Here is an 18,629-nt window from a genome sequence, read left to right as displayed (position 1 = left end):
TGTTTAAGTTAATGTGTTTTATGCGAAATATTTGTAAGTGATTTTGAATCGTCTCGCATAAAGAAACATGATTAAACCAAGTTTATTAACTCATGCTTTGAATGCGATTAGCCGCTTCTACACATTCTTCTAAGCTAGCCACTAATGCCAAGCGAATAAAATTTTTGCCTGGATTAATGTCGTTAACTTCTCTTGCCAAATAACTACCTGGCAACACGGTGATGTTTAAATCTCGATAGAGCTTTAATGCAAAATCTGTGTCAGTCATGGCAGGATTTTTAATTTTTGCCCACAAATAAAACGCGGCATCAGGCATTTCGACTTCTAAAGCGCCGTTTAATAAAGGCGTAACCGTTTTAAATTTTTCAGCATAAAGACGGCGATTTTCAATCACATGCGCACCATCATTCCAAGCAGTAAGCGACGCGGCTTGTACAGCTGGATTCATCGCGCAGCCGTGATAGGTACGGTATAGCGTAAACGCTTCGATGATTTTTGCATCACCCGTCACAAAACCAGAGCGCATACCTGGCACATTGGAACGTTTGGAAAGTGAACTGAATACAACCAGGTTTTTGTAGTCTCTGCCCAGTTGGTGTGCTGCCTGCAATGCGCCTAATGGCGGGTTTGTTTCATCGAAATAAATTTCCGCATAACACTCGTCTGCGGCAATGACAAAGCCGTACTGGTCAGATAGTGCAAATAAGGTTTTCCATTGCGCTAGGTTCATTACCTTGCCAGAAGGGTTGCCCGGGCTGCAAACATAAACCAATTGCGTGCGATTGAGTATTTCAGCTGGCACCTGTTCGAAATCCATTGCGTGGCCATTTTCTGGCGTGGTATTCAAAAAGTAAGGTGTAGCACCAGCTAAAAAAGAGGCACCTTCGTAAATCTGATAAAAAGGATTGGGCGAAATCACAATCGGGTTGGATTTTGTACGGTCAATCACCACTTGTGCAAAGGCAAATAAAGCCTCTCGACTGCCATTCACAGGCAAAATGCTGGTTTCTGGATTCAGTGCTGGCAGATTGTAACGGCGCGCAATCCATTGTGAGATTGCCGTGCGTAGCGCCAAGCTACCGAGAGTCGTGGGATAATTAGCCAAGCCAGCCAGATTGTTCACCAAAGCATCGGTAATCAGCGTCGGTGTCGCGTGTTTCGGTTCGCCAATCGATAAGTTAATCGGTTTAAATGCTGCGTTGGGCGTGGTGCCAGCAAATAAATCGCGCAGGCGCTGAAACGGGTAGGGTTGTAACAGATTCAAATTAGGATTTAATGAGTTGTGGTTCAAAGCGATTGGATCCATCAGAGTTTAATTCGTAAAGCATTATTATAATTTAGTCAGCCATTAATTAGGAAATACATGGGCAACAGCAGCAAACAAAATTATTGGGCTATATTCGGCCTGTTATTTGGCGCCATGTGTTGGGGCATTATCTGGTATCCGTATCGCATCATGAGTGACGCTGGTGTTTCTGGTGTGACGGCAAGCTTTTATACCTACTGCATTGCGATTATCTTGGGAATTCCTTTGTTTGCCAGACATTGGCGCGGTGTATTTAAATTGCCCAAAAGCGCCATCTGGTTGAGCATCGTTGCGGGTTGGACTAACTTAAGTTATGTGCTGGCGGTGATTGATGGCGAAGTCATGCGCGTGATGTTGCTGTTTTATCTGGCGCCACTTTGGACGCTGGTTTTAGCGCGTTTCTGGTTAAAAGAAACGATCACTAAAGCGGGGCTGGCTTCTATTTTCATCGCCATGCTTGGTGCTTATATTATGCTGGCCAATCCATTTGATAGTACGACCAATCACATTCCCATGCCGCAAAATAACGCTGAATGGCTAGCGCTATCTGCTGGCATTGGTTTTTCATTCACCAATGTGATTGCGCGTAAATCTGCGCATTTAAGCTTAGCAGCAAAATCCATGTTGATATGGCTCGGTGTGGCTGGCGTGTCACTTTTATTCATCCCTTTTCTGACGGACACTTTTCCAAGCCCGCAGTTTTTTACGCTAAATAATTGGTTAATTATGGGGCTTATCGCAATATTGATTATGGCTGCCACACTATTTGTACAATATGGCGTGACTAAAATGACCGCATTGCGTGCATCGGTATTGTTTTTGTTTGAACTGGTTGTGGCAGCAATCGCCGCCTATTATCTGGCAAATGAGGCGATGCTGTTAAACGAATGGATAGGCGGCGCTTTTATTATTGCCGCAGGCTTATTGGCGGCATTTAATTATGTAGATGATTGATTTAGCAGGCAATTAATTTAAAAAGAAAACCTATTGTTAATCTTGTGTTAACCACCAAATCCGCCGCGTGTGCCTTCTGCGGCAAAACGTATTTTTAAGGACAAATCATTGCGTGAATCGGCATTTGCCAGCGCGTGGTCTTCACTGATTTTCCCTTCGCTGAAGAGTTTGAATAAAGCTTGGTCAAATGTATTCATGCCAATATCGTTATTATCGGCCATGATGTCTTTCATTTCGCCCAATTTTTGTTTTTGGATGAGTTCTGACATGTAGGGTGTGTTAATCATCACCTCGACCGCTGCAGCGCGTTTTTGCGTGATGCCAGGCACCAGGCGCTGCGAAATAATACCCACCAGATTAAGCGATAAACCCAATAACAAGCCATGCTTAGCATCGGTCGGGAAAAATGAAATTACGCGCTCTAAGGCTTGGTTCGCATTATTGGCATGCAAAGTGGCTAAGCACAAATGTCCAGTTTCTGCATAAGCCAGCGCATGTTTCATGCTTTCCATATCGCGCACTTCGCCGATTAAAATCACATCTGGCGCCTGGCGCATAGCATTTTTCAAGGCGTTATCAAAACTTAAAGTATCAATGCCTACTTCACGCTGGTCGACGATCGATTTTTTGTGCGCATACACAAACTCAATCGGGTCTTCAATGGTGATGATGTGACCGGTTTCATTTGCATTTCGGTGATCGATCATGGATGCAAGTGATGTGGATTTGCCGGAACCTGTCGCGCCAACCATCAATATCAATCCACGTTTACGCATGATTAGGTCTTTTAAAACGCTTGGCAAGCCCAATTTTTCCAGTGTCGGAATATCAGTTTTAATATGCCGAATTACCATGCCCACTTCGCCGCGTTGACGAAATACATTCACGCGGAAACGTCCAATATCTTTGCGGCCAATGGCGAAATTACACTCCAGTGTGGACTCAAACTCTTTAATTTGCTCGGGACTCATCAAGCCGTAAGCGATTTCTTTAATCATGCCAGGCGCCATCACCTGATTATTGATGGCAACCGTTGTGCCTTCAATATCCATGTGAATCGAAGTGTTAGTGCTGAAAAAGAGGTCAGAGCCGCCCTTATCTGTCATGAATTTGAGTACGGGGGTAATGTCAATGGCGGCCATATTGATGACGATCTTATTTGGTTAATTGTGCTGAACTTTAGCACAAGCCGTGTTTTTATTACAGTGGGCGATGTGCCGATTAGTTATTTGTTGACTTCTGATAAGCCTGCCAGATTTGCTGATATTGCTGCTCTAAATTGCGTGAAAACTGGGCTGGATTAAACGCACTTGAATCAGAAAGTGGGGCGTCTTTAGTTTGTGTAGCCAATTGCTGCTTTAATTGGCTGAGTTTGGCTGGATTTTTCGCCAAAGTAATCGCTTTTTGTTCATATTCTTGCCAGTTTTGGGTGATTAACTCTGGCAGATTAATGTGCTGTAACAGGCTTGTAGCCACGCGCGCAGCAAAGGTTTCACCGGTACAAGTTAATAGTGGTAACCCCATTAATAGCGCATCGCTAGCGGTAGTGTGTGCATTATATGGCGCAGTATCTAAAAATAAATCCGCATGCATGTGGCGTGCCAAATGTTCTGAAATCGTCACGCGTGGCGCAAATATCAATCTAGTTTCATTAACGCCTGCTTTTGCCGCTGCTTGCCGCAAATTAGCAGATGCCCAAGTGTTGCAATCCAATAGCCACAGCACGCTATCAGGTGTTTGTCGCAAAATGCGCATCCAGACCGCGAATACTTCTGGTGTGATTTTAAAGCACTGATTAAAGCAGCAAAATACAAAACTGTTTTTTGGTAAATTGTGTTCAGTCTTTTGCGTTGCCTTACCAACGGGGCGTTGGCTATTATTGGGTTGATAACAGGGTAGATAGAGCAGTTTTTCACTAAAGTCGTTTGCATTTGGCGCAATTACTTTATCTGCCAGCAGGTAATCAAATAGTGGTTTTGCATAGCTGGTTTCCGCTTTTTCAACAACCATTGCACCCATAGTTCCAGGGAATCCCAGCCAATTAATGCTGAGGAGGGCAGGTTTTAAAGCCACTATGCCAGTGCGACTGTTTTGCGTAAAACCAGTGAGATCCACTAAAATCGCAACACCATCCTGATGGATTTTTTGGGCGGCTTCAATATCGGTTAATTGCCGAATATCGTTAAAAGTGTCAAATGCATTTTCCAGGCGCTTGCGTTCAGGTGTCTTGTCATCTATACCATAAGAGTAAGCGATAGTCTCAAAGCGACTTTTATCGCTATTTTCAATCAATTCGGTGATTAAAAACGCCAATGGATGTAGTCTGAAATCAGCCGATAAATAGCCGATTTTTAGCTTGGTTTGAAATATGTTTTGCGTTGCTTTTAATTGATTAAAGTCAAAGCCCGTATGTTGCTGAATCCGCTTGGCGTAAAAACTAGTAGCCCAATTGCTGGCACACTGTTTCTGCTCATTCGCAGTGGTGCCGTGCATGCTTAAAAAAGCAAAAGGCGATATTTGTGCATTGGGTATGGTCATTACCCAATCGCGCAACTGCTTGATTTGTCGATCAATATTATCCCAAGCGCAAACATGCTGTTTCTGGTGCACCAAATGTGCCAGTGCGTGGTGCAAATCAGGTTGTAGTTGCAATGCGTTTTCGTAGCTGGCAACGGCATGGTCCAATTGACCTAATTCACGTTGAATATTGCCCAGATTGTTATGCGCGTCTGCGTCATTCGGGTTTAGTTGAATAGATTGTTTAAAGCTGCTAAGCGCTGCGCTGGGTTTGTTTAACTCGCGTTGTGCATTGCCTAAATTAAACCAATACGCGGCGTTAAGTGGCTGGTGTTCGAGTGCCTCTTTAAAGCAGGCTTCTGCCTGTAGAAATCGACCGCTGGCATGTGATTCATTGCCTAGTTCCTGCAAGGAGTAACACAGCGCATCGCGCACATACGCATTGTTTTTGAGTATGCGCATAATGCGGCGAAAGTAACCTGCCGCTTCTTCAAATCGCTTCAGTTCTATACACAAGTTTGCACAATGAATTTGTACGTCTACATCTTTGGGATTGTGCAATAACACTTGCTGGTAGTGTTTAAGCGTATTTTCAGCGGATTGGGTTGGTTGGGTGGCTTGCATAACGCAATTTTAATCTAATTTAATTAAATTGCAGTGTTTGTATGACTGCTTGAGTTAATACAGAGAATTGGCTAATTGTTTTAAGCCTAATGCTTTTAGTAAAAAGCGACTGGGATTCAATTTACTTGCCAGGTTTGCGTCAAGAATTAACGATTCATTTGCAACCAGATTGGCGATCAGTTCACCACAGATCGGCGCGGTAATCATACCTTTAGAACCATGTCCGGCGTTAATGTACAGGCCGCTTAACCATGGTAAATCGACAGGGTTAGCGTTGTAGCGAGGTGGGTTGGCGCGTAATGCTTTATCGTCGATCAGTTGGCCTGCAAGTGGCATGTAATCTTGTGTATGGCTACGCCAGGCAACGCGACCTTGTTCTTGGTAAGGCTGAATACTGTTAAAAACGGCAGGTGAGATTTGTTTTAAAGCCTGTATGTTTTCCAACGTATCAGCTTCACTTAATTGCGGGTTAAGATTATCTGGCGCGTAAGTCGCACCGATTGAGTGCAATCCATCAACTGCCGGGCTTAAATAGTGTGTGCTGCAAATAATGGTTTTAATCGGCTGGCTAGCAGGTGTCGGTGCAAAAAAATTCACTTGCCCACGTACAGGTGTACTTGCAACGCTGGTACATAAGCTGAATTTCTGTACGGCATTAGCATTGCATAATATTAATATATCTGATTTTAAATTATATGCTTGTAATTTTTTATTAATGTAATTTATTCGAAAATATACATCGTTTTTTTCAAAACCCAATACCTGCGTATGGCTGATTTTGGTGATGTTGGGCAGGTTAACTAACGCTTGGCATAAATTTTTTGGTTTCACCCAGCCTGCTTGCGGCAGAAATAAACCGCCGATTGCCAATGGAATGCCTGTTATTTCGCTAGCAGATTTTGCATCCAAGGCTTGCAAAAACGCATACTCCTGTTGCGCCAGCAATGCGTCTTGTCTTAATTGTTCACGCGCGTTATATGCCAATTGAATCTGTCCACAGGCATCAAAAAATGCTGCGTGATTGGGTAATTGTTTGAGCAAGTTTAAGGTAAACGCAAAACCTTGTAATGCCAGCGCGCTTTGCGCAGTTGGCTTGATACTCAATTTTGGATATAAAGTCGCAATTGGGTTGCCAGAGGCTTCTTGCGCAAGTTCACTATGCTGCTCCAATAAGATGACAGCTATGCCGCGTTTGGCCAGTGCGTAAGCTGTGCTGCAACCCGCAATGCCACCACCAATCACAATCGCAGTTTTAGTCGGCATTTGGTTTTTCTGTTGATTGTTTGCCATTCACTGAATCTTCATTAAATGACCCGCCAATAAAATCACCCGCCAACATTTCCCGTTTCTTGCCAAAACCAGCTTGTTTGCCGACATGAAATCCAGCTGCTTGCAAACCGCGTTTAACCACGCCAGCACTGGTGAAGGTGGCAAACGTTGTGTTAGGTTTCGATAGTCTTGCCATTTGTGCAAACAAAGCTGGTTGCCACATATCAGGATTTTTTGCGGGTGAAAATCCATCTAAAAACCAAGCATCGGCGGGAGTTGTTGTCTTTGTTAGGCTGTCAGTCGCATCACCAATTATCAAAGTTAATTGCACGCGATTATCAAATAACCGGATGCTTTTATCGCTATTTATTAATGTTGAATATTGAGCTAAAAACTGTGCAGAAAAGTTATTTAATGCAGGCCAAAGCTGTAAAGCGCTGGTGATTTCCTGCAAGCTGAGCGGATATTTTTCTGTGCTGATGAAATGCAAAGTGGCATTTTTAGGCGCATGATTCAGCCACAATTGTGCGGCACATAAAAAATTTAAGCCTGTGCCAAAACCTGTTTCAATGATGGTGAATACTTGGGTTTCTAGTTGCTGCCAGCGTGAGCTTAGTTTGTTGCCTTGCAAAAAGACATAGTCGGTTTCAAGCAAGCCATTATCGCTAGAATAATAGACATCTTGAAAGATAGTGGAGTAGGGCTGGGCCAAGCCGTCCTGATTAAGGCGCCATTCGATAGGGCTTGCTTCAATCAGGCTATTGGTGGCGTTTTGCATGCGTTGAGATAGTTAATTGGTAGCGGCTTATTTTAATGCAAAGTGATGAAAGCTGTTGATACAAACTCAAAACGAATCTTAAGCTTTAGGTAAACCGGGGATAAAGCTATTGGTCGATTTAATGTACTCTGCATAGGCTGGGCGACGCTCTGATATATCTTTCTCAAGCAAGCGAACGCCGCTGATTTTCAGTAAAAGCAATGTCATTAAAGTCGGGGAAACGATAGCCCACCAAGCGCCACCGGCCAAGGAGATGAGATAAAATCCCCACCAAATACAGCACTCACCGAAATAGTTCGGGTGACGACTGTAACGCCATAATCCTGTGTTGAGTACCTTGTCTGTGTTTTTAGGATTGTCTTTAAACTGAGTTAACTGCCAATCGGCAACAGATTCCCAAAAAAATCCAAATAAAAATAACAGCAATCCCAGGTAGTCTAGTACGTTAACCGGTGCATTTGAATCGATTGCACCATAAAGTGAAATGGAAATAATCCAAGCTAAAAGTGCTTGCATACCAAATACCATGTAAGCGCTTTTTAACCAAAAGTGTGGTTCATTGTTATGGCGGATTGCTGCATAACGACGATCTTCATGTGGCCCCCAATTGCGCCAAGAGAGATATGCACATAAACGCACCGCCCAAAGCGTAACTAGTGTTAACACCAGATAAACGCGTACGCTTCCTTCATATACAAATAGTGCACTGGTAAAGCTGGTCAATACGAAAAATAAACTCCACATACTATTAATATGAGTGACGTTGTCACGTATTAAGCTGATTATCCAGCCCAGCAGAGCAAACAGGCCAATGGCAACTAAGCTATAAACATAAATAGACCAATTGAACATATTTGGGTTTTTATTTATTTCAAAGGCTTGATACTACCTTAAATTGAATATATCGATTGTTGCGGATGAATTTTCTTGATGTATACTATTCGGTATACTTTATGTGGAATGTATTGAATCATGAACATACTTTGTCCAAGAGCGATTTGCATATTGCTTCTCTGCTTGCTGCAAGCTTGTGCTGCCAATCAAAATAAAACTGCGCAGCAGGCCAATAATCAGGATTGGCCGAGTTTTGGGCGTGATTTTACCAGTCAGCGCTTTTCACCAAATACACAGATCAATCAGCAGAATGTCCAAAACCTGGTACAGGCCTGGCAATACAAAAGCGGAGTGGTCGGCAGCTTTCAAACCACACCCATTGTGCAGAACGGCATCATGTATCTGTCACTTCCATACAATCATGTTGCGGCACTTGATGCTAAAACTGGCAAGGAATTATGGCGTTATAAGCACGATAGACGCAAAGATTGGCAAATGTGCTGCGGCCCGGCGAATAGAGGTGTGGCAGTTGCCGATGGAAAAGTGTTTATTGGTACTGTAGATGCGCGTTTAATCGCCTTGAATGCGCAGACAGGTGCAAAAGAGTGGGATATTGATGTGGTTGAAGTTGCTATCGCCAGAGAGGGGCAGGAGGCGCTGAATAAAGATGATCCAAACAGCGGACGCAAAGTAACGGGCGGTACGGGAATTGGAATTGCCATGGCACCAGTGGTGTATAAAGGCAAGGTAATTGTGGGTATAACAGGTGTTGGTTATGGATTACATATTGATAACCCGACTGCAGATGCGCCATTGGGTGCAGTGATTGGTGTGACTGGTCGTTATGGACGACCTGGTTTTTTAGCGGCTTATGATGTGAATAATGGTAAGCGTGTGTGGCAATTCGATACCATTCCAGATACAGGCTGGGAAGGTAGCTTTGCCCAAACCACAGATGATGGCGTGACGTTTAATCGTGATATTGCGCAAGAAAAAGCAGATTTAGTCAAATATCCCGATTCAGCGCGGTTCGGCGGCGGTTCGGCTTGGAGTACGCCAGCAATCGATATTGCATCTGATACGTTGTATTTTGGTACGGGTAACCCTAGCCCGCAGATGAACGATATTTCGCGGCCTGGCGATAATCTTTACACTGTTTCATTAGTGGCTTTAGATGCGAATACAGGTAAACTGAAATGGCATTATCAACAAGTGCCGCATGATTTATGGGGTTATGATCTGGCCAGTCCGCCTGTATTATTTAACTATCAATTCAATGGAAAAACAGTTGCTGCAGTAGGGCAGGCCAGTAAAACGGGTTGGTTCTACGTGCATGACAGAGCAACTGGAAAGTTGCTAAAAAAATCCGAGGCATTCGTTCCGCAACATAACTTATTTAAGAAAGCCACTGCTGAAGGCATTGTTGTCTATCCTGGCATCTTGGGCGGCTCAAACTGGTCGCCAGTCAGTGTGGATGAAATGAATCAACGTGTATTTGTGGCAGGTATTCATGCGCCGATTAAATATACTTTGCACGAAACACCTGCTAAAGATGGCAAACCAGCGATTCGCTATGCGGCCAGTGAGCCGACAAAAGACGCGCGTTGGGGATTATTGTCAGCAATTGATTTAAAAAGCGGTAAAGTTATCTGGCAAAATAAAACAGCCCAACCATTGGTCGGCGGTGTACTGGCGACTGCGGGTGGCGTAATGTTTACTGGTGAAGGTGATGGGCACTTTAATGCTTATAACAGTCAGACAGGTGAATTGCTATGGCAAGCGCAATCGGATTTTGGCGTGAATGCGCCACCCGTTACCTATATGATAGATGGCATACAATATATTGCAGTCGCCAGCGGCGGCAACTCAATCTTTGGCTATAAACAAGGTGATGCTGTGCTGGTTTATAAATTAGCTTTATAGGTTGTTTTATAGACGAGCACATTAATCACTATTGTTGTTGGCTTTTGTGCTTGCGGCCAGTCCGACCAGATGCGATATCACCACCGCGATATACATTAATCCTGTAAACATTTGTATTGAACTGATGGCGCGCGCCGCATTAGAAACTGGAACAATGTCGCCAATACCTGTTCCGGACTGAATTGAAAAACTCATAAACAAAAGCTCTACCCAAGTGCGAGCCATATCTGGATTCATTGCAGCGGTGATGCTGCCGGGTACAATTTGCTGACATACTGAATAGGCAAACGCAAATCCCCAAACGAGCAGTGTAAATGTTGCTCCCGCTGCATATAGTTCATCTCTGGTCACCACATCATCTGCAAACATATACATGGTTAAGCCTGTGGCGGCATAAAAGTAGAGCAAGCTTTCAAATGTGTGCGCCCAAATAAGCAGTGAATTTTGTTGCGTGAATGTTGCTGTTAACGATAGCCCAATTGCCAATACGACTAAAACCAGGCCAAGCCAGCTTGCCGCCGGGCTGCGATGCACAACCCAAACTGCCAGAATCGGCACAATCAAACCGATACTGCTAAATACAATGTGGCTTGCTTCTGAATTGCTCAAGAACCCATAAATTAAAACGCTGATCAGTTGAACTGCCAACAACATGGCAAAAGGGTAGCGTCTTACAAAGGAAATAACGGCATAAGAAATAATGGATTTCATCAGATGGCTCTCTATAATTCAGGCGACTACTATCAGTAAATTTTACAGCATAAATCTTGCAAAGCCGACTGTAACAGCGTTTCAGATAGATTGAATGTAGAAAATGCTTTACTTCTCAAATAAGAACCATTATCATTTGCATTAACGATACAAATGGTGAATTGAATGCAACTTCAAATGGTAAATGCTCACAAAGCTAGCGTGCTATATGACCCGGAATTGCCGACGGCAAACGATATGATGGCAGCTATTTGCTGTGTGGCAACACACTACGCAATGAAGCCATCATTGGACTTGGCAATGCTTGTAGCGGATCTTGCGTTAAAATTCACTGCGCCAGAATATGCAGAGTCAATACTGATTAAAGATATCTCTAAGCGATTGTTGAATCAATGGGACAAAATTGTGGAAGAGCATAGAAATTCAGAAGCAGAATTTTTACCGGCACACTCAACGCTGCAGTAATAAAACTTTAATAACTTAAAACTTAATAATTTAAATTTCAAGGAAACAACATGTCAAGATTAACAGGCCCAAGATTAAAAATAATGCGTGCATTAGGCGTGGATTTACCAGGGCTTTCACGTAAAACAATCGAAGCGCGTCCAACGCCACCAGGCCAGCACGGTAACAAAGCTTCACGCAAACGTCGTTCAGATTTTGGTGTGAAACTACAAGAAAAACAAAAAATTCGTTTTAACTACGGCTTGACTGAAACACAGATGCGCAAACTTATTTTGGATGCGCGTAAAGGTAAGGAGCCTACCGGTGAGCGCTTGTTGCAGTTATTAGAGCGTCGTATGGATAACGTGGTTTTCCGTGCGGGTTTTGCCCCAACAGTGATTGCAGCGCGCCAATTGGTGTCACATGGTCATCTAATGTTAAATGGTAAAAACGTGAATATTCCTTCAATCCGCTTAAAAGTGGGTGATGAAGTGACGATTCGTAGCAAAAGTAAAAATATTCCGATGGTGGTGGAAACGATTAAACAGCCTTCTTTAGCGCGTCCAGAGTGGCTAAGCTGGAATGAGGCGACCACTGTAGTTAAAGTGGCTCACCTGCCAGCGATTGAAGATGTGCCATTTCCTGTAGATGTACAGCAAGTGGTTGAGTATTACGCTAACCGCGTGTAACTTTTTTATAGTTATAGCGATTAGCAACAGAATTTAAGACGTCCCTAACAACGTCTTAAATGTTGCAAATGCATGCAAATGCATCTCCTTGATTTTATGGCCGCATTGCATACGACTTGATTATATCAAATTTATGCATATCAGTCGGTCACTTTTTTGAGCTAAATTGATGAAGGTTATTACTAACTTAACAGCTAAAGAACACATGAGTTTTGATGTGGCGATTGTTGCGGATCACATTTCTGACAAAGATGTCAAAATGACGCGCATCAAGCGGCTTACAACAGAGCAGTTGTTCACTAATGTTAAAGAAGTGATGATTGAGCATTTGAACGAAACCTATATTTTGCGCATTACCAAACAAAATAAATTGATTTTAACGAAATAGAGCCTAAGCGAATAAACACGGTTGCTCAGAATATTGAAATAGGAAAAAAGCCATGTCACCTAAAAGTCAGCATTCCCGTATTTTACTTGCAAAAAATGAAAGCGGCTCAATTGCCTTCTGTGAAGGTTGTGATGTGGTTGAGTTGGAAGTGGGTGCGATTAGTATGCGCGTCGATGCACAGTCTTTAGAGGCATTAAGTGGTTTGTTTAAAGATGCGGATATTCGTTTAAGCTATTACCGCTTAGAAAAAGCCAATTTTGAACAAAATCAAGCGGCTGATTTAAGTTTTCACTAGATCAAGCTATAACAAAACTATTGAGTTGATATTTCATGAGCAGCCAAACATCCACAGTTGTTAACTTACTTGCCGCACGGCATGCAAAGTTGCGTCAACAATATGAATCAGATATTGCTGACGAGCATTCAAAGCTCAATAGATTATATGCATTGCCTATTCAGGCATCGCAATTGAGTGATTCAGCATCTCCGCAAAAGCCACATTCATGGGCGGCTACAATATTTGTTGTACTAGCGCATGCGAGTGTTATTTATTTATTGATTACACAGTCGCTGCCTGAGAAAGTGCAAACGCCGCCAGCAAAACCCATGATGGTGAGCTTGATTGCGCCTCCTGCACCAGAGCCGGAATTAGTGCCGGTGATCGAGCCGCCAAAACCTGAAGTTAAGCCTGTTGTTAAACCTAAAAAAGTGGTTGAAAAAATCAAGCCCATTGAAACGCCCACCGAGCGCTTGATTGAAGCGGCGACAGAGCAGCCTGTAGTTGAAGAAGCGCCAGCCACACCTGTAGAGCCTGTGAAAGTCGCAGAAGCGCCTAAGGCGCCGCCAGTAGTAGAAAAGGTCGTGGAAGAAAAAATTGAGCCGCCACGTTTTGGTGTGTCTTATTTAAACAATCCCGCGCCAGATTACCCGCCAACTTCGCGCCGATTGGGTGAAGAAGGACGCGTATTAATGAAAGTATTGGTATCTGCGGATGGCTCAGCTGAAAATGTACAAATTGAGAAAAGCAGCGGTTCTGAACGTTTAGATAATGCTGCAGTTAACGCAGTTAAGCGCTGGAGATTTATCCCGGCGAAGAAAAATAACCAAGCATTAAGTGCTTATGTCATTGTGCCAGTGAAGTTCTCGCTAGATAGTTGAGAGGTCCGCTGAGTAAAGTGAGTTGATTGAAGTCGGTAAGTTTGAGTAGTAATTAGGTAATAGTTGATTATTAGCGTCCAGTTAACAGTTGGTCATGCATCTTTGATGGTTAGCCGATTCATATAATTAACGATAAAAATATGTTAAATAAAAGGAAGCAACATGCAACATGCAACAGAATTTGATAGCCTAGCCTTTATTCTGCAAGGTGGTTTTGTCTCTATTTCAGTGGCGGTCATTTTACTCATTATGTCAGTGGCAAGCTGGTATTTTATGATTGTAAAAACGGTTCAGGGTGCGCAGTTAAAAAACGCCATGAAGCGTTATATTGCAGAGTTTTGGGAGGCGCCTAACCTGCAAGCGGCGATAACCATGATTAAGATTGATTCGCCTGCACATCAATTGGCGACAAATGCGGTAGATGCTGCGCATCACCACCAAACCCATGTGGCGAAAAACACCGAAGAATCTTGTAGTTACGATGAGTTTATTGCGCGCAGTATGCGTCGCAGTGTGGCACAAACCACCACTCAGCTTGAGTCGGGTTTGTCTGTATTAGCGTCTGTGGGTAGTGTTTCGCCGTTTGTGGGATTGTTCGGTACGGTGTGGGGTATTTATCATGCGCTGGCAAGTATCAGCGCCAGCGGCCAAGCAACCTTGGATAAAGTGGCTGGGCCGGTAGGTGAGGCATTGATTATGACTGCAATTGGTCTGGCAGTGGCGATTCCTGCGGTATTGGCCTATAACGCGTTTGTTAAGCAAAACCGCATCATTACTGCTACTTTGGACGGTTTTGCACAGGACTTACATGTACTGTTAACCACAGGTGCACCTTTGGTTATTAAGCAGCAAAATGCAAAAAATCAGCATAATGTTCAGTCAATTCATACTCAAAATGCTAAGCCGGTAGGAGTGCCAGCATGATTGGCGGCAATGCATCTAACGGTGAAACGCATACCCAGCCGATGAGCGAAATCAACACCACGCCTTTGGTGGATGTGATGTTGGTTTTACTGGTGATCTTTATTATTACCGCGCCTTTATTGACGCATGCAGTGAAAATTGACTTGCCACAAGCAACCAGCCAAACGCTGCCGGAAGAACCGGAAGTGATTACCCTGGCGATTGATGGCTTAGGCAAAACTTACTGGAATGACGCGCCGCTAGTACAGGGTGAGTTAAAACAAAAGTTACTGCAAGCGGCTGATGTTAAGCCGCAGCCCGAATTGCAAATTCGCGCGGATAAGGAAACTAAATATCAAGTATTAGCAGAAGTGATGGCGGATGCTCAAAATGCCGGTATTACAAAGCTAGGATTTGTCAGTGAGCCAAAGTAGTAAAAATCATCATTTAGCCTGAATAATTTCAATGTACATTAAATCCATTAAAACTTGGGCTTGGGTGCACAAATGGTCTAGCCTTGTTTGCACACTGTTTATGCTATTGCTGTGCTTAACGGGCTTGCCATTAATTTTTAGTCACGAGATCAGCCATTTGCTTGGCAATGAAGTTGAGGCGCCTGATTTGCCGGCGACTACCAAGCTAGCCAGCATGGATTCGATTCTAAACAATGCCAAAGCACTGTATCCGGACCGAGTGGTGCAGTTTGTATTCCGAGATATTGATGAAGATAAAACCTGGACGGTCAGTTTAGGTAAAACAGCGACTTCTGAAGACGATACCAAATTTGTGATGCTGGATGCGCGCACGGCAAACGTGCTCGATGAGCCTAAGTTTAACGAAGGCTTTATGTATGTCATGTTTAAATTGCATGTTGATCTGTTTGCCGGTTTTCCAGGGATGCTGTTCTTGGGGTTCATGGGCGTATTACTCATTGTCGCCATTATTTCTGGTGTGGTGTTATATGCACCATTTATGCGTCGGCTAGCATTTGGTGAGATTCGCAAAGATCGTGCGCCAAAATTAAAGCGCTTGGACACGCACAATTTTTTAGGCGTAGTGACATTGGTTTGGGCATTGATTGTTGGGCTAACTGGTGTGATTAATGCGTGGTCTGACTTAGTGGTTAAGTATTGGCAGTTCGATCAAATGTCCAGCATGATTGCACCGTACAAAGGCCTGCCACCACCAACACATTACGCTTCATTACAAGCATCGGTGGACGCAGCACAAGCGCGTGAGCCTGATAAACGTTTAGGTTTTATTGCTTTCCCGGGCACTACATTTTCTAGCCCGCATCACTATGGCATGTTTATGCGCGGCGATAGTCCAATCACTTCGCGTTTGTTTAAGCCGGTGCTAATCGATGCAGAAACAGCCAAACTGACAGATAGTCGCGACTTGCCGTGGTATTTGGCTACATTACTTATATCCCAGCCTTTACATTTTGGTGATTACGGCGGGATGACGCTAAAAATTATCTGGCTGATTTTAGATGTGATTACTATCGTGGTGCTATGGACTGGCCTAATGCTGTGGTGGAAAAAACGTAAACAGCATGTTCCGGATATTGAGACCAAAATTAGACTGAATGAGGCTTATTAAAGCCGAGGTTTTAATCTATGGTTACACATTTATTTATGCAAACTAAAAACTTAAAGCAAATTTTTTTATGGCCCATCGTATTGGGTCTACTCTCTATCATTGGCTTGGTTGTCGCTCTATTAGAAGACGGCTTACTAGAGGATATTTCACTGATTGGTTTAGCTGTTCCGATTATCGTGATTGCATATTTTTACTATATTAAAAAATACCAGTGATTGTTTAGATATAAAAAAGGTTTATTGAGGAATGTAGCCAGCCAACGATTTGTTATCCAGTAGCCAGCCAATAATTTTAAAAACTAGGGTTACAGGGGTAGTTAAATGCAGGACTTTCAATGCCACAAGGTCGCTCGATATAAAATCATTGTTGCGGCCATTATCGCAGCAGCACCATATTTCGCTATGGCGGAAGATACATTGCCTGAAGTGACAGTAAAGGCTAATAACGTCGAATCTGAACAGCCATCAGAAAAAACAAATTCTTATACCGTTAAATCTACAGCTACAGCCACTAGACTTAACACCACTTTGCGTGAAACTCCGCAATCTATCTCAGTCATTACACGCCAGGAACTAGATGACTTCCGCATCCTATCCGTGAATGATGCCTTGTCTTACGCAACGGGGATTAAAGTTGAGCAATTTGAGACTGACCGTACCGAATACACGGCGCGTGGCCTTAACATTACCAGTTTCCAAATAGACGGGCTCAACTCTCCCATTAGCTTTAGTGGTACGAACTATGGCGATTTGGATGTAGCCGTGTTTGACCGCATTGAAGTGTTGCGCGGTGCCAATGGCTTGGTCGCGGGCACGGGTAATCCTTCTGCCACCATTAACTTTGTACGTAAACGCGCAACAAAAGACTTTCAAGCAAAAGTGGATGTATCTGCAGGTTCGTGGGATAACCGGCGCTTAGATGCAGATGTTTCATCGGCACTGAATGCGGATGGTAGCGTGCGTGGACGCTTAGTCGGTGCGTACCAAGATAGGAACTCTTACCTTGACCGCTACAGCACAGAAAGAAACGTGGTGTATGGTGTTATTGAAGCAGATTTAAGCGATAGCACCAGTGTGGCGATTGGTCATACCTATCAGAAAAATGATTCGAGCGGTAACAACTTTGGTAGTTTGCCATTGCTGTATACCGATGGTACCAAGCGTCATTACAAAGTGTCTGACTCCGTAGCGACGGACTGGGCTTACATGAAAGTGGACACCAATGTGAGTTTTGCCGAGCTGACCCATTATTTTAATAATGACTGGAAAGTGAAAGGGCAGTTAACGTACAAAGACACAGGGTCTGAAGGCCGCTATAACTATATCGACGGTTTCGAAGACCGTGCTACTGGCTTGGGTAGCTATACGAGCTACCCTTACATTTATAGCTTTGCGACCAAAGACCATGTTGCGGATATTTATGCCAATGGACCTTTTGAGCTGGGGGGGCGTAAGCACGAGCTAGTCGTTGGCGCTACCTGGAGTAAGTCGTATATGAAGGAGTTTTCCCGCATAGGCGACACACTAGGTAATATCTCTGTGGTGAGCTTTGATGACTTAGGCAATTTTCCGATGCCAAATTTTGGGCCTAAGAGTAAAGATTCCGATTACCAGAGTACCACTACCAATATTTACACAGCGGCTAAGCTTAACCCAACAGATGCTTTAAAAGTGACTGTGGGTGGTAGTTTGCTTAGTTACAAATTAGAAGGCGTTGCTTATGGCGCAGACCAAGCTGCGAAGGAAAACAATAAGTTCACGCCATACGTCGGCACTGTTTTAGATTTGAATGACACAATTTCCTTGTATGCGAGCTACGCAGGTATTTACAAGCCGCAAGTGGAAAAAGGCGTTAACCTTAAACCATTAGCCCCATTAAAAGGAAAAAACTATGAAGCGGGTATTAAGAGTGAGTGGTTCAATAAAAAATTAAATAGCTCATTTGCGCTGTTTAGAACCGAGCAAGAGAATCAAGCTCAGGCTGTCGGCGAAAATGGCACCATCACAACCTATGAAGGCATTCAGGCCACTACCAAAGGTTATGAGTTTGATGTGTCTGGTGAAGTAACGGATCACTTAAATATCAATGCGGGTTATACGCGTTTAATGAGCGTAAAAGGCGATCACGACCAAAATGTAAATCCATTTGTCCCAAGGCACCTGGTACATTTGACGACGGTTTACACTGTGCCGTCCATTGAAAACCTGAAAGTAGGTGCGAGCTTAAATTGGCAGAGTGATACGCACGTAGACATTCAGCTTGAAACATTGGCTGACCCAGTACGATATAAACAAGGCAGCTATGCAACACTTAACTTAATGGCTAATTACAAGATTGACGAGCATTGGAGTGCAGCGGTTAACTTGTATAACGTGACCGATGAAAAATATCTATCTACCATGCAGTATGCGTATGCTGGACAGGCCTTTTATGCACCGCCGTTTAGCGGCTTAGCTACGCTAACTTGGAAATATTAAGTTACATACTTCAGCTTTTATTTAGCCAGCCAACAATTATATAAACTTTCGA

General features: G+C 43.6%; 19 protein-coding genes. 12 read left to right on the top strand and 7 right to left on the bottom strand.

Annotation, left to right across the window (positions count from 1 at the left end; all coding sequences use genetic code 11):
* Window positions 1-85: 85 nt before the first annotated feature.
* Window positions 86-1,306, bottom strand: a complete 1,221-nt coding sequence (gene dapC, locus K370_RS03055) for a succinyldiaminopimelate transaminase (RefSeq protein ID WP_047538094.1) — start codon at window positions 1,304-1,306, stop codon at window positions 86-88.
* A 57-nt stretch (window positions 1,307-1,363) separates the two neighbouring features.
* Here dapC and K370_RS03050 point away from each other — a divergent pair, with 57 nt between their 5' ends.
* Window positions 1,364-2,260, top strand: a complete 897-nt coding sequence (locus K370_RS03050; RefSeq protein ID WP_047538091.1) for a DMT family transporter — start codon at window positions 1,364-1,366, stop codon at window positions 2,258-2,260.
* A gap of 47 nt (window positions 2,261-2,307) precedes the next feature.
* Here K370_RS03050 and K370_RS03045 read toward each other — a convergent pair whose 3' ends face one another.
* The 5 genes from K370_RS03045 to K370_RS03025 all read right to left on the bottom strand — a co-directional run bounded on the left by K370_RS03045 (window position 2,308) and on the right by K370_RS03025 (window position 8,300).
* Window positions 2,308-3,402, bottom strand: coding sequence for a PilT/PilU family type 4a pilus ATPase (locus K370_RS03045; RefSeq protein WP_047538088.1), 1,095 nt, complete (start codon window positions 3,400-3,402; stop codon window positions 2,308-2,310).
* A gap of 79 nt (window positions 3,403-3,481) precedes the next feature.
* On the bottom strand, window positions 3,482-5,401 hold the full coding sequence (locus K370_RS03040) for a tetratricopeptide repeat protein (RefSeq protein ID WP_047538085.1): 1,920 nt from the start codon (window positions 5,399-5,401) through the stop codon (window positions 3,482-3,484).
* A 54-nt stretch (window positions 5,402-5,455) separates the two neighbouring features.
* The gene (gene mnmC, locus K370_RS03035) at window positions 5,456-6,691 is read right to left on the bottom strand and encodes an FAD-dependent 5-carboxymethylaminomethyl-2-thiouridine(34) oxidoreductase MnmC (protein WP_235272672.1); all 1,236 of its coding nucleotides are present in this window, start codon (window positions 6,689-6,691) and stop codon (window positions 5,456-5,458) included.
* On the bottom strand, window positions 6,654-7,448 hold the full coding sequence (gene mnmD / locus K370_RS03030) for a tRNA (5-methylaminomethyl-2-thiouridine)(34)-methyltransferase MnmD (RefSeq protein WP_047538084.1): 795 nt from the start codon (window positions 7,446-7,448) through the stop codon (window positions 6,654-6,656). The genes mnmC and mnmD overlap by 38 nt, the downstream gene beginning before the upstream one ends.
* Window positions 7,449-7,526: 78 nt before the next feature.
* Window positions 7,527-8,300, bottom strand: coding sequence for a DUF1295 domain-containing protein (locus tag K370_RS03025; protein WP_047538081.1), 774 nt, complete (start codon window positions 8,298-8,300; stop codon window positions 7,527-7,529).
* A 120-nt stretch (window positions 8,301-8,420) separates the two neighbouring features.
* Between K370_RS03025 and K370_RS03020 the strand changes: the two genes are divergently transcribed.
* Window positions 8,421-10,205, top strand: coding sequence for a pyrroloquinoline quinone-dependent dehydrogenase (locus tag K370_RS03020; protein WP_235272671.1), 1,785 nt, complete (start codon window positions 8,421-8,423; stop codon window positions 10,203-10,205).
* Window positions 10,206-10,226: 21 nt separating this feature from the next.
* Here K370_RS03020 and K370_RS03015 read toward each other — a convergent pair whose 3' ends face one another.
* Entirely contained in the window at window positions 10,227-10,916 is a 690-nt protein-coding gene (locus tag K370_RS03015) for an ion channel (RefSeq protein WP_047538075.1), read from the bottom strand.
* 165 nt (window positions 10,917-11,081) lie between these two features.
* Between K370_RS03015 and K370_RS03010 the strand changes: the two genes are divergently transcribed.
* From K370_RS03010 to K370_RS02965, 10 genes are all read left to right on the top strand, one after another.
* Entirely contained in the window at window positions 11,082-11,381 is a 300-nt protein-coding gene (locus K370_RS03010; RefSeq protein WP_047538073.1) for a hypothetical protein, read from the top strand.
* Window positions 11,382-11,431: 50 nt separating this feature from the next.
* A complete protein-coding gene (gene rpsD / locus K370_RS03005; protein WP_047538071.1) occupies window positions 11,432-12,049 on the top strand; it encodes a 30S ribosomal protein S4 in 618 nt (205 codons plus the stop codon).
* Window positions 12,050-12,218: 169 nt separating this feature from the next.
* Window positions 12,219-12,437, top strand: coding sequence for a hemin uptake protein HemP (gene hemP / locus K370_RS03000; protein ID WP_047538069.1), 219 nt, complete (start codon window positions 12,219-12,221; stop codon window positions 12,435-12,437).
* Window positions 12,438-12,489: 52 nt separating this feature from the next.
* Window positions 12,490-12,732 carry a hypothetical protein gene (locus K370_RS02995; RefSeq protein WP_047538067.1) on the top strand — a complete coding sequence of 81 codons (243 nt, stop codon included), beginning with the start codon at window positions 12,490-12,492 and terminating at the stop codon, window positions 12,730-12,732.
* Window positions 12,733-12,767: 35 nt separating this feature from the next.
* Window positions 12,768-13,595, top strand: coding sequence for an energy transducer TonB (locus K370_RS02990; protein WP_047538064.1), 828 nt, complete (start codon window positions 12,768-12,770; stop codon window positions 13,593-13,595).
* Window positions 13,596-13,757: 162 nt separating this feature from the next.
* A complete protein-coding gene (locus tag K370_RS02985; RefSeq protein WP_047538062.1) occupies window positions 13,758-14,519 on the top strand; it encodes a MotA/TolQ/ExbB proton channel family protein in 762 nt (253 codons plus the stop codon).
* Window positions 14,516-14,932, top strand: coding sequence for an ExbD/TolR family protein (locus K370_RS02980; RefSeq protein WP_047538059.1), 417 nt, complete (start codon window positions 14,516-14,518; stop codon window positions 14,930-14,932). Before K370_RS02985 ends, K370_RS02980 begins: the two co-directional genes overlap by 4 nt.
* Window positions 14,933-14,963: 31 nt before the next feature.
* Complete coding sequence (locus K370_RS02975) at window positions 14,964-16,100, top strand: PepSY-associated TM helix domain-containing protein (protein WP_047538055.1); 1,137 nt, start codon at window positions 14,964-14,966, stop codon at window positions 16,098-16,100.
* Window positions 16,101-16,117: 17 nt separating this feature from the next.
* A complete protein-coding gene (locus K370_RS02970) occupies window positions 16,118-16,315 on the top strand; it encodes a hypothetical protein (protein WP_047538053.1) in 198 nt (65 codons plus the stop codon).
* A 105-nt stretch (window positions 16,316-16,420) separates the two neighbouring features.
* Window positions 16,421-18,577 (top strand): TonB-dependent siderophore receptor, encoded by a 2,157-nt coding sequence (locus K370_RS02965; protein ID WP_047538050.1) that lies wholly within the window; start codon window positions 16,421-16,423, stop codon window positions 18,575-18,577.
* Window positions 18,578-18,629 lie beyond the last annotated feature (52 nt).

This window comes from Methylotenera versatilis 7, assembly GCF_000799165.1.
In the GTDB taxonomy this organism is placed as follows: Bacteria; Pseudomonadota; Gammaproteobacteria; order Burkholderiales; family Methylophilaceae; genus Methylotenera_A; species Methylotenera_A versatilis_A.
This window is presented reverse-complemented; position numbering and strand designations above follow the sequence as displayed.

Coding starts and splice junctions, on each gene's coding strand:
- K370_RS02995 (WP_047538067.1), top strand. CDS start 12,490: ATGTCACCTAAAAGTCAGCATTCCCGTATTTTACTTGCAAAAAATGAA.
- K370_RS02965 (WP_047538050.1), top strand. CDS start 16,421: ATGCAGGACTTTCAATGCCACAAGGTCGCTCGATATAAAATCATTGTT.
- K370_RS02990 (WP_047538064.1), top strand. CDS start 12,768: ATGAGCAGCCAAACATCCACAGTTGTTAACTTACTTGCCGCACGGCAT.
- hemP (WP_047538069.1), top strand. CDS start 12,219: ATGAAGGTTATTACTAACTTAACAGCTAAAGAACACATGAGTTTTGAT.
- K370_RS03010 (WP_047538073.1), top strand. CDS start 11,082: ATGCAACTTCAAATGGTAAATGCTCACAAAGCTAGCGTGCTATATGAC.
- K370_RS02980 (WP_047538059.1), top strand. CDS start 14,516: ATGATTGGCGGCAATGCATCTAACGGTGAAACGCATACCCAGCCGATG.
- K370_RS02985 (WP_047538062.1), top strand. CDS start 13,758: ATGCAACATGCAACAGAATTTGATAGCCTAGCCTTTATTCTGCAAGGT.
- mnmD (WP_047538084.1), bottom strand. CDS start 7,448: ATGCAAAACGCCACCAATAGCCTGATTGAAGCAAGCCCTATCGAATGG.
- K370_RS03025 (WP_047538081.1), bottom strand. CDS start 8,300: ATGTTCAATTGGTCTATTTATGTTTATAGCTTAGTTGCCATTGGCCTG.
- K370_RS03040 (WP_047538085.1), bottom strand. CDS start 5,401: ATGCAAGCCACCCAACCAACCCAATCCGCTGAAAATACGCTTAAACAC.
- K370_RS03045 (WP_047538088.1), bottom strand. CDS start 3,402: ATGGCCGCCATTGACATTACCCCCGTACTCAAATTCATGACAGATAAG.
- K370_RS03015 (WP_047538075.1), bottom strand. CDS start 10,916: ATGAAATCCATTATTTCTTATGCCGTTATTTCCTTTGTAAGACGCTAC.
- dapC (WP_047538094.1), bottom strand. CDS start 1,306: ATGGATCCAATCGCTTTGAACCACAACTCATTAAATCCTAATTTGAAT.
- K370_RS02970 (WP_047538053.1), top strand. CDS start 16,118: ATGGTTACACATTTATTTATGCAAACTAAAAACTTAAAGCAAATTTTT.
- K370_RS03020 (WP_235272671.1), top strand. CDS start 8,421: ATGAACATACTTTGTCCAAGAGCGATTTGCATATTGCTTCTCTGCTTG.
- rpsD (WP_047538071.1), top strand. CDS start 11,432: ATGTCAAGATTAACAGGCCCAAGATTAAAAATAATGCGTGCATTAGGC.
- mnmC (WP_235272672.1), bottom strand. CDS start 6,691: ATGGCAAACAATCAACAGAAAAACCAAATGCCGACTAAAACTGCGATT.
- K370_RS02975 (WP_047538055.1), top strand. CDS start 14,964: ATGTACATTAAATCCATTAAAACTTGGGCTTGGGTGCACAAATGGTCT.
- K370_RS03050 (WP_047538091.1), top strand. CDS start 1,364: ATGGGCAACAGCAGCAAACAAAATTATTGGGCTATATTCGGCCTGTTA.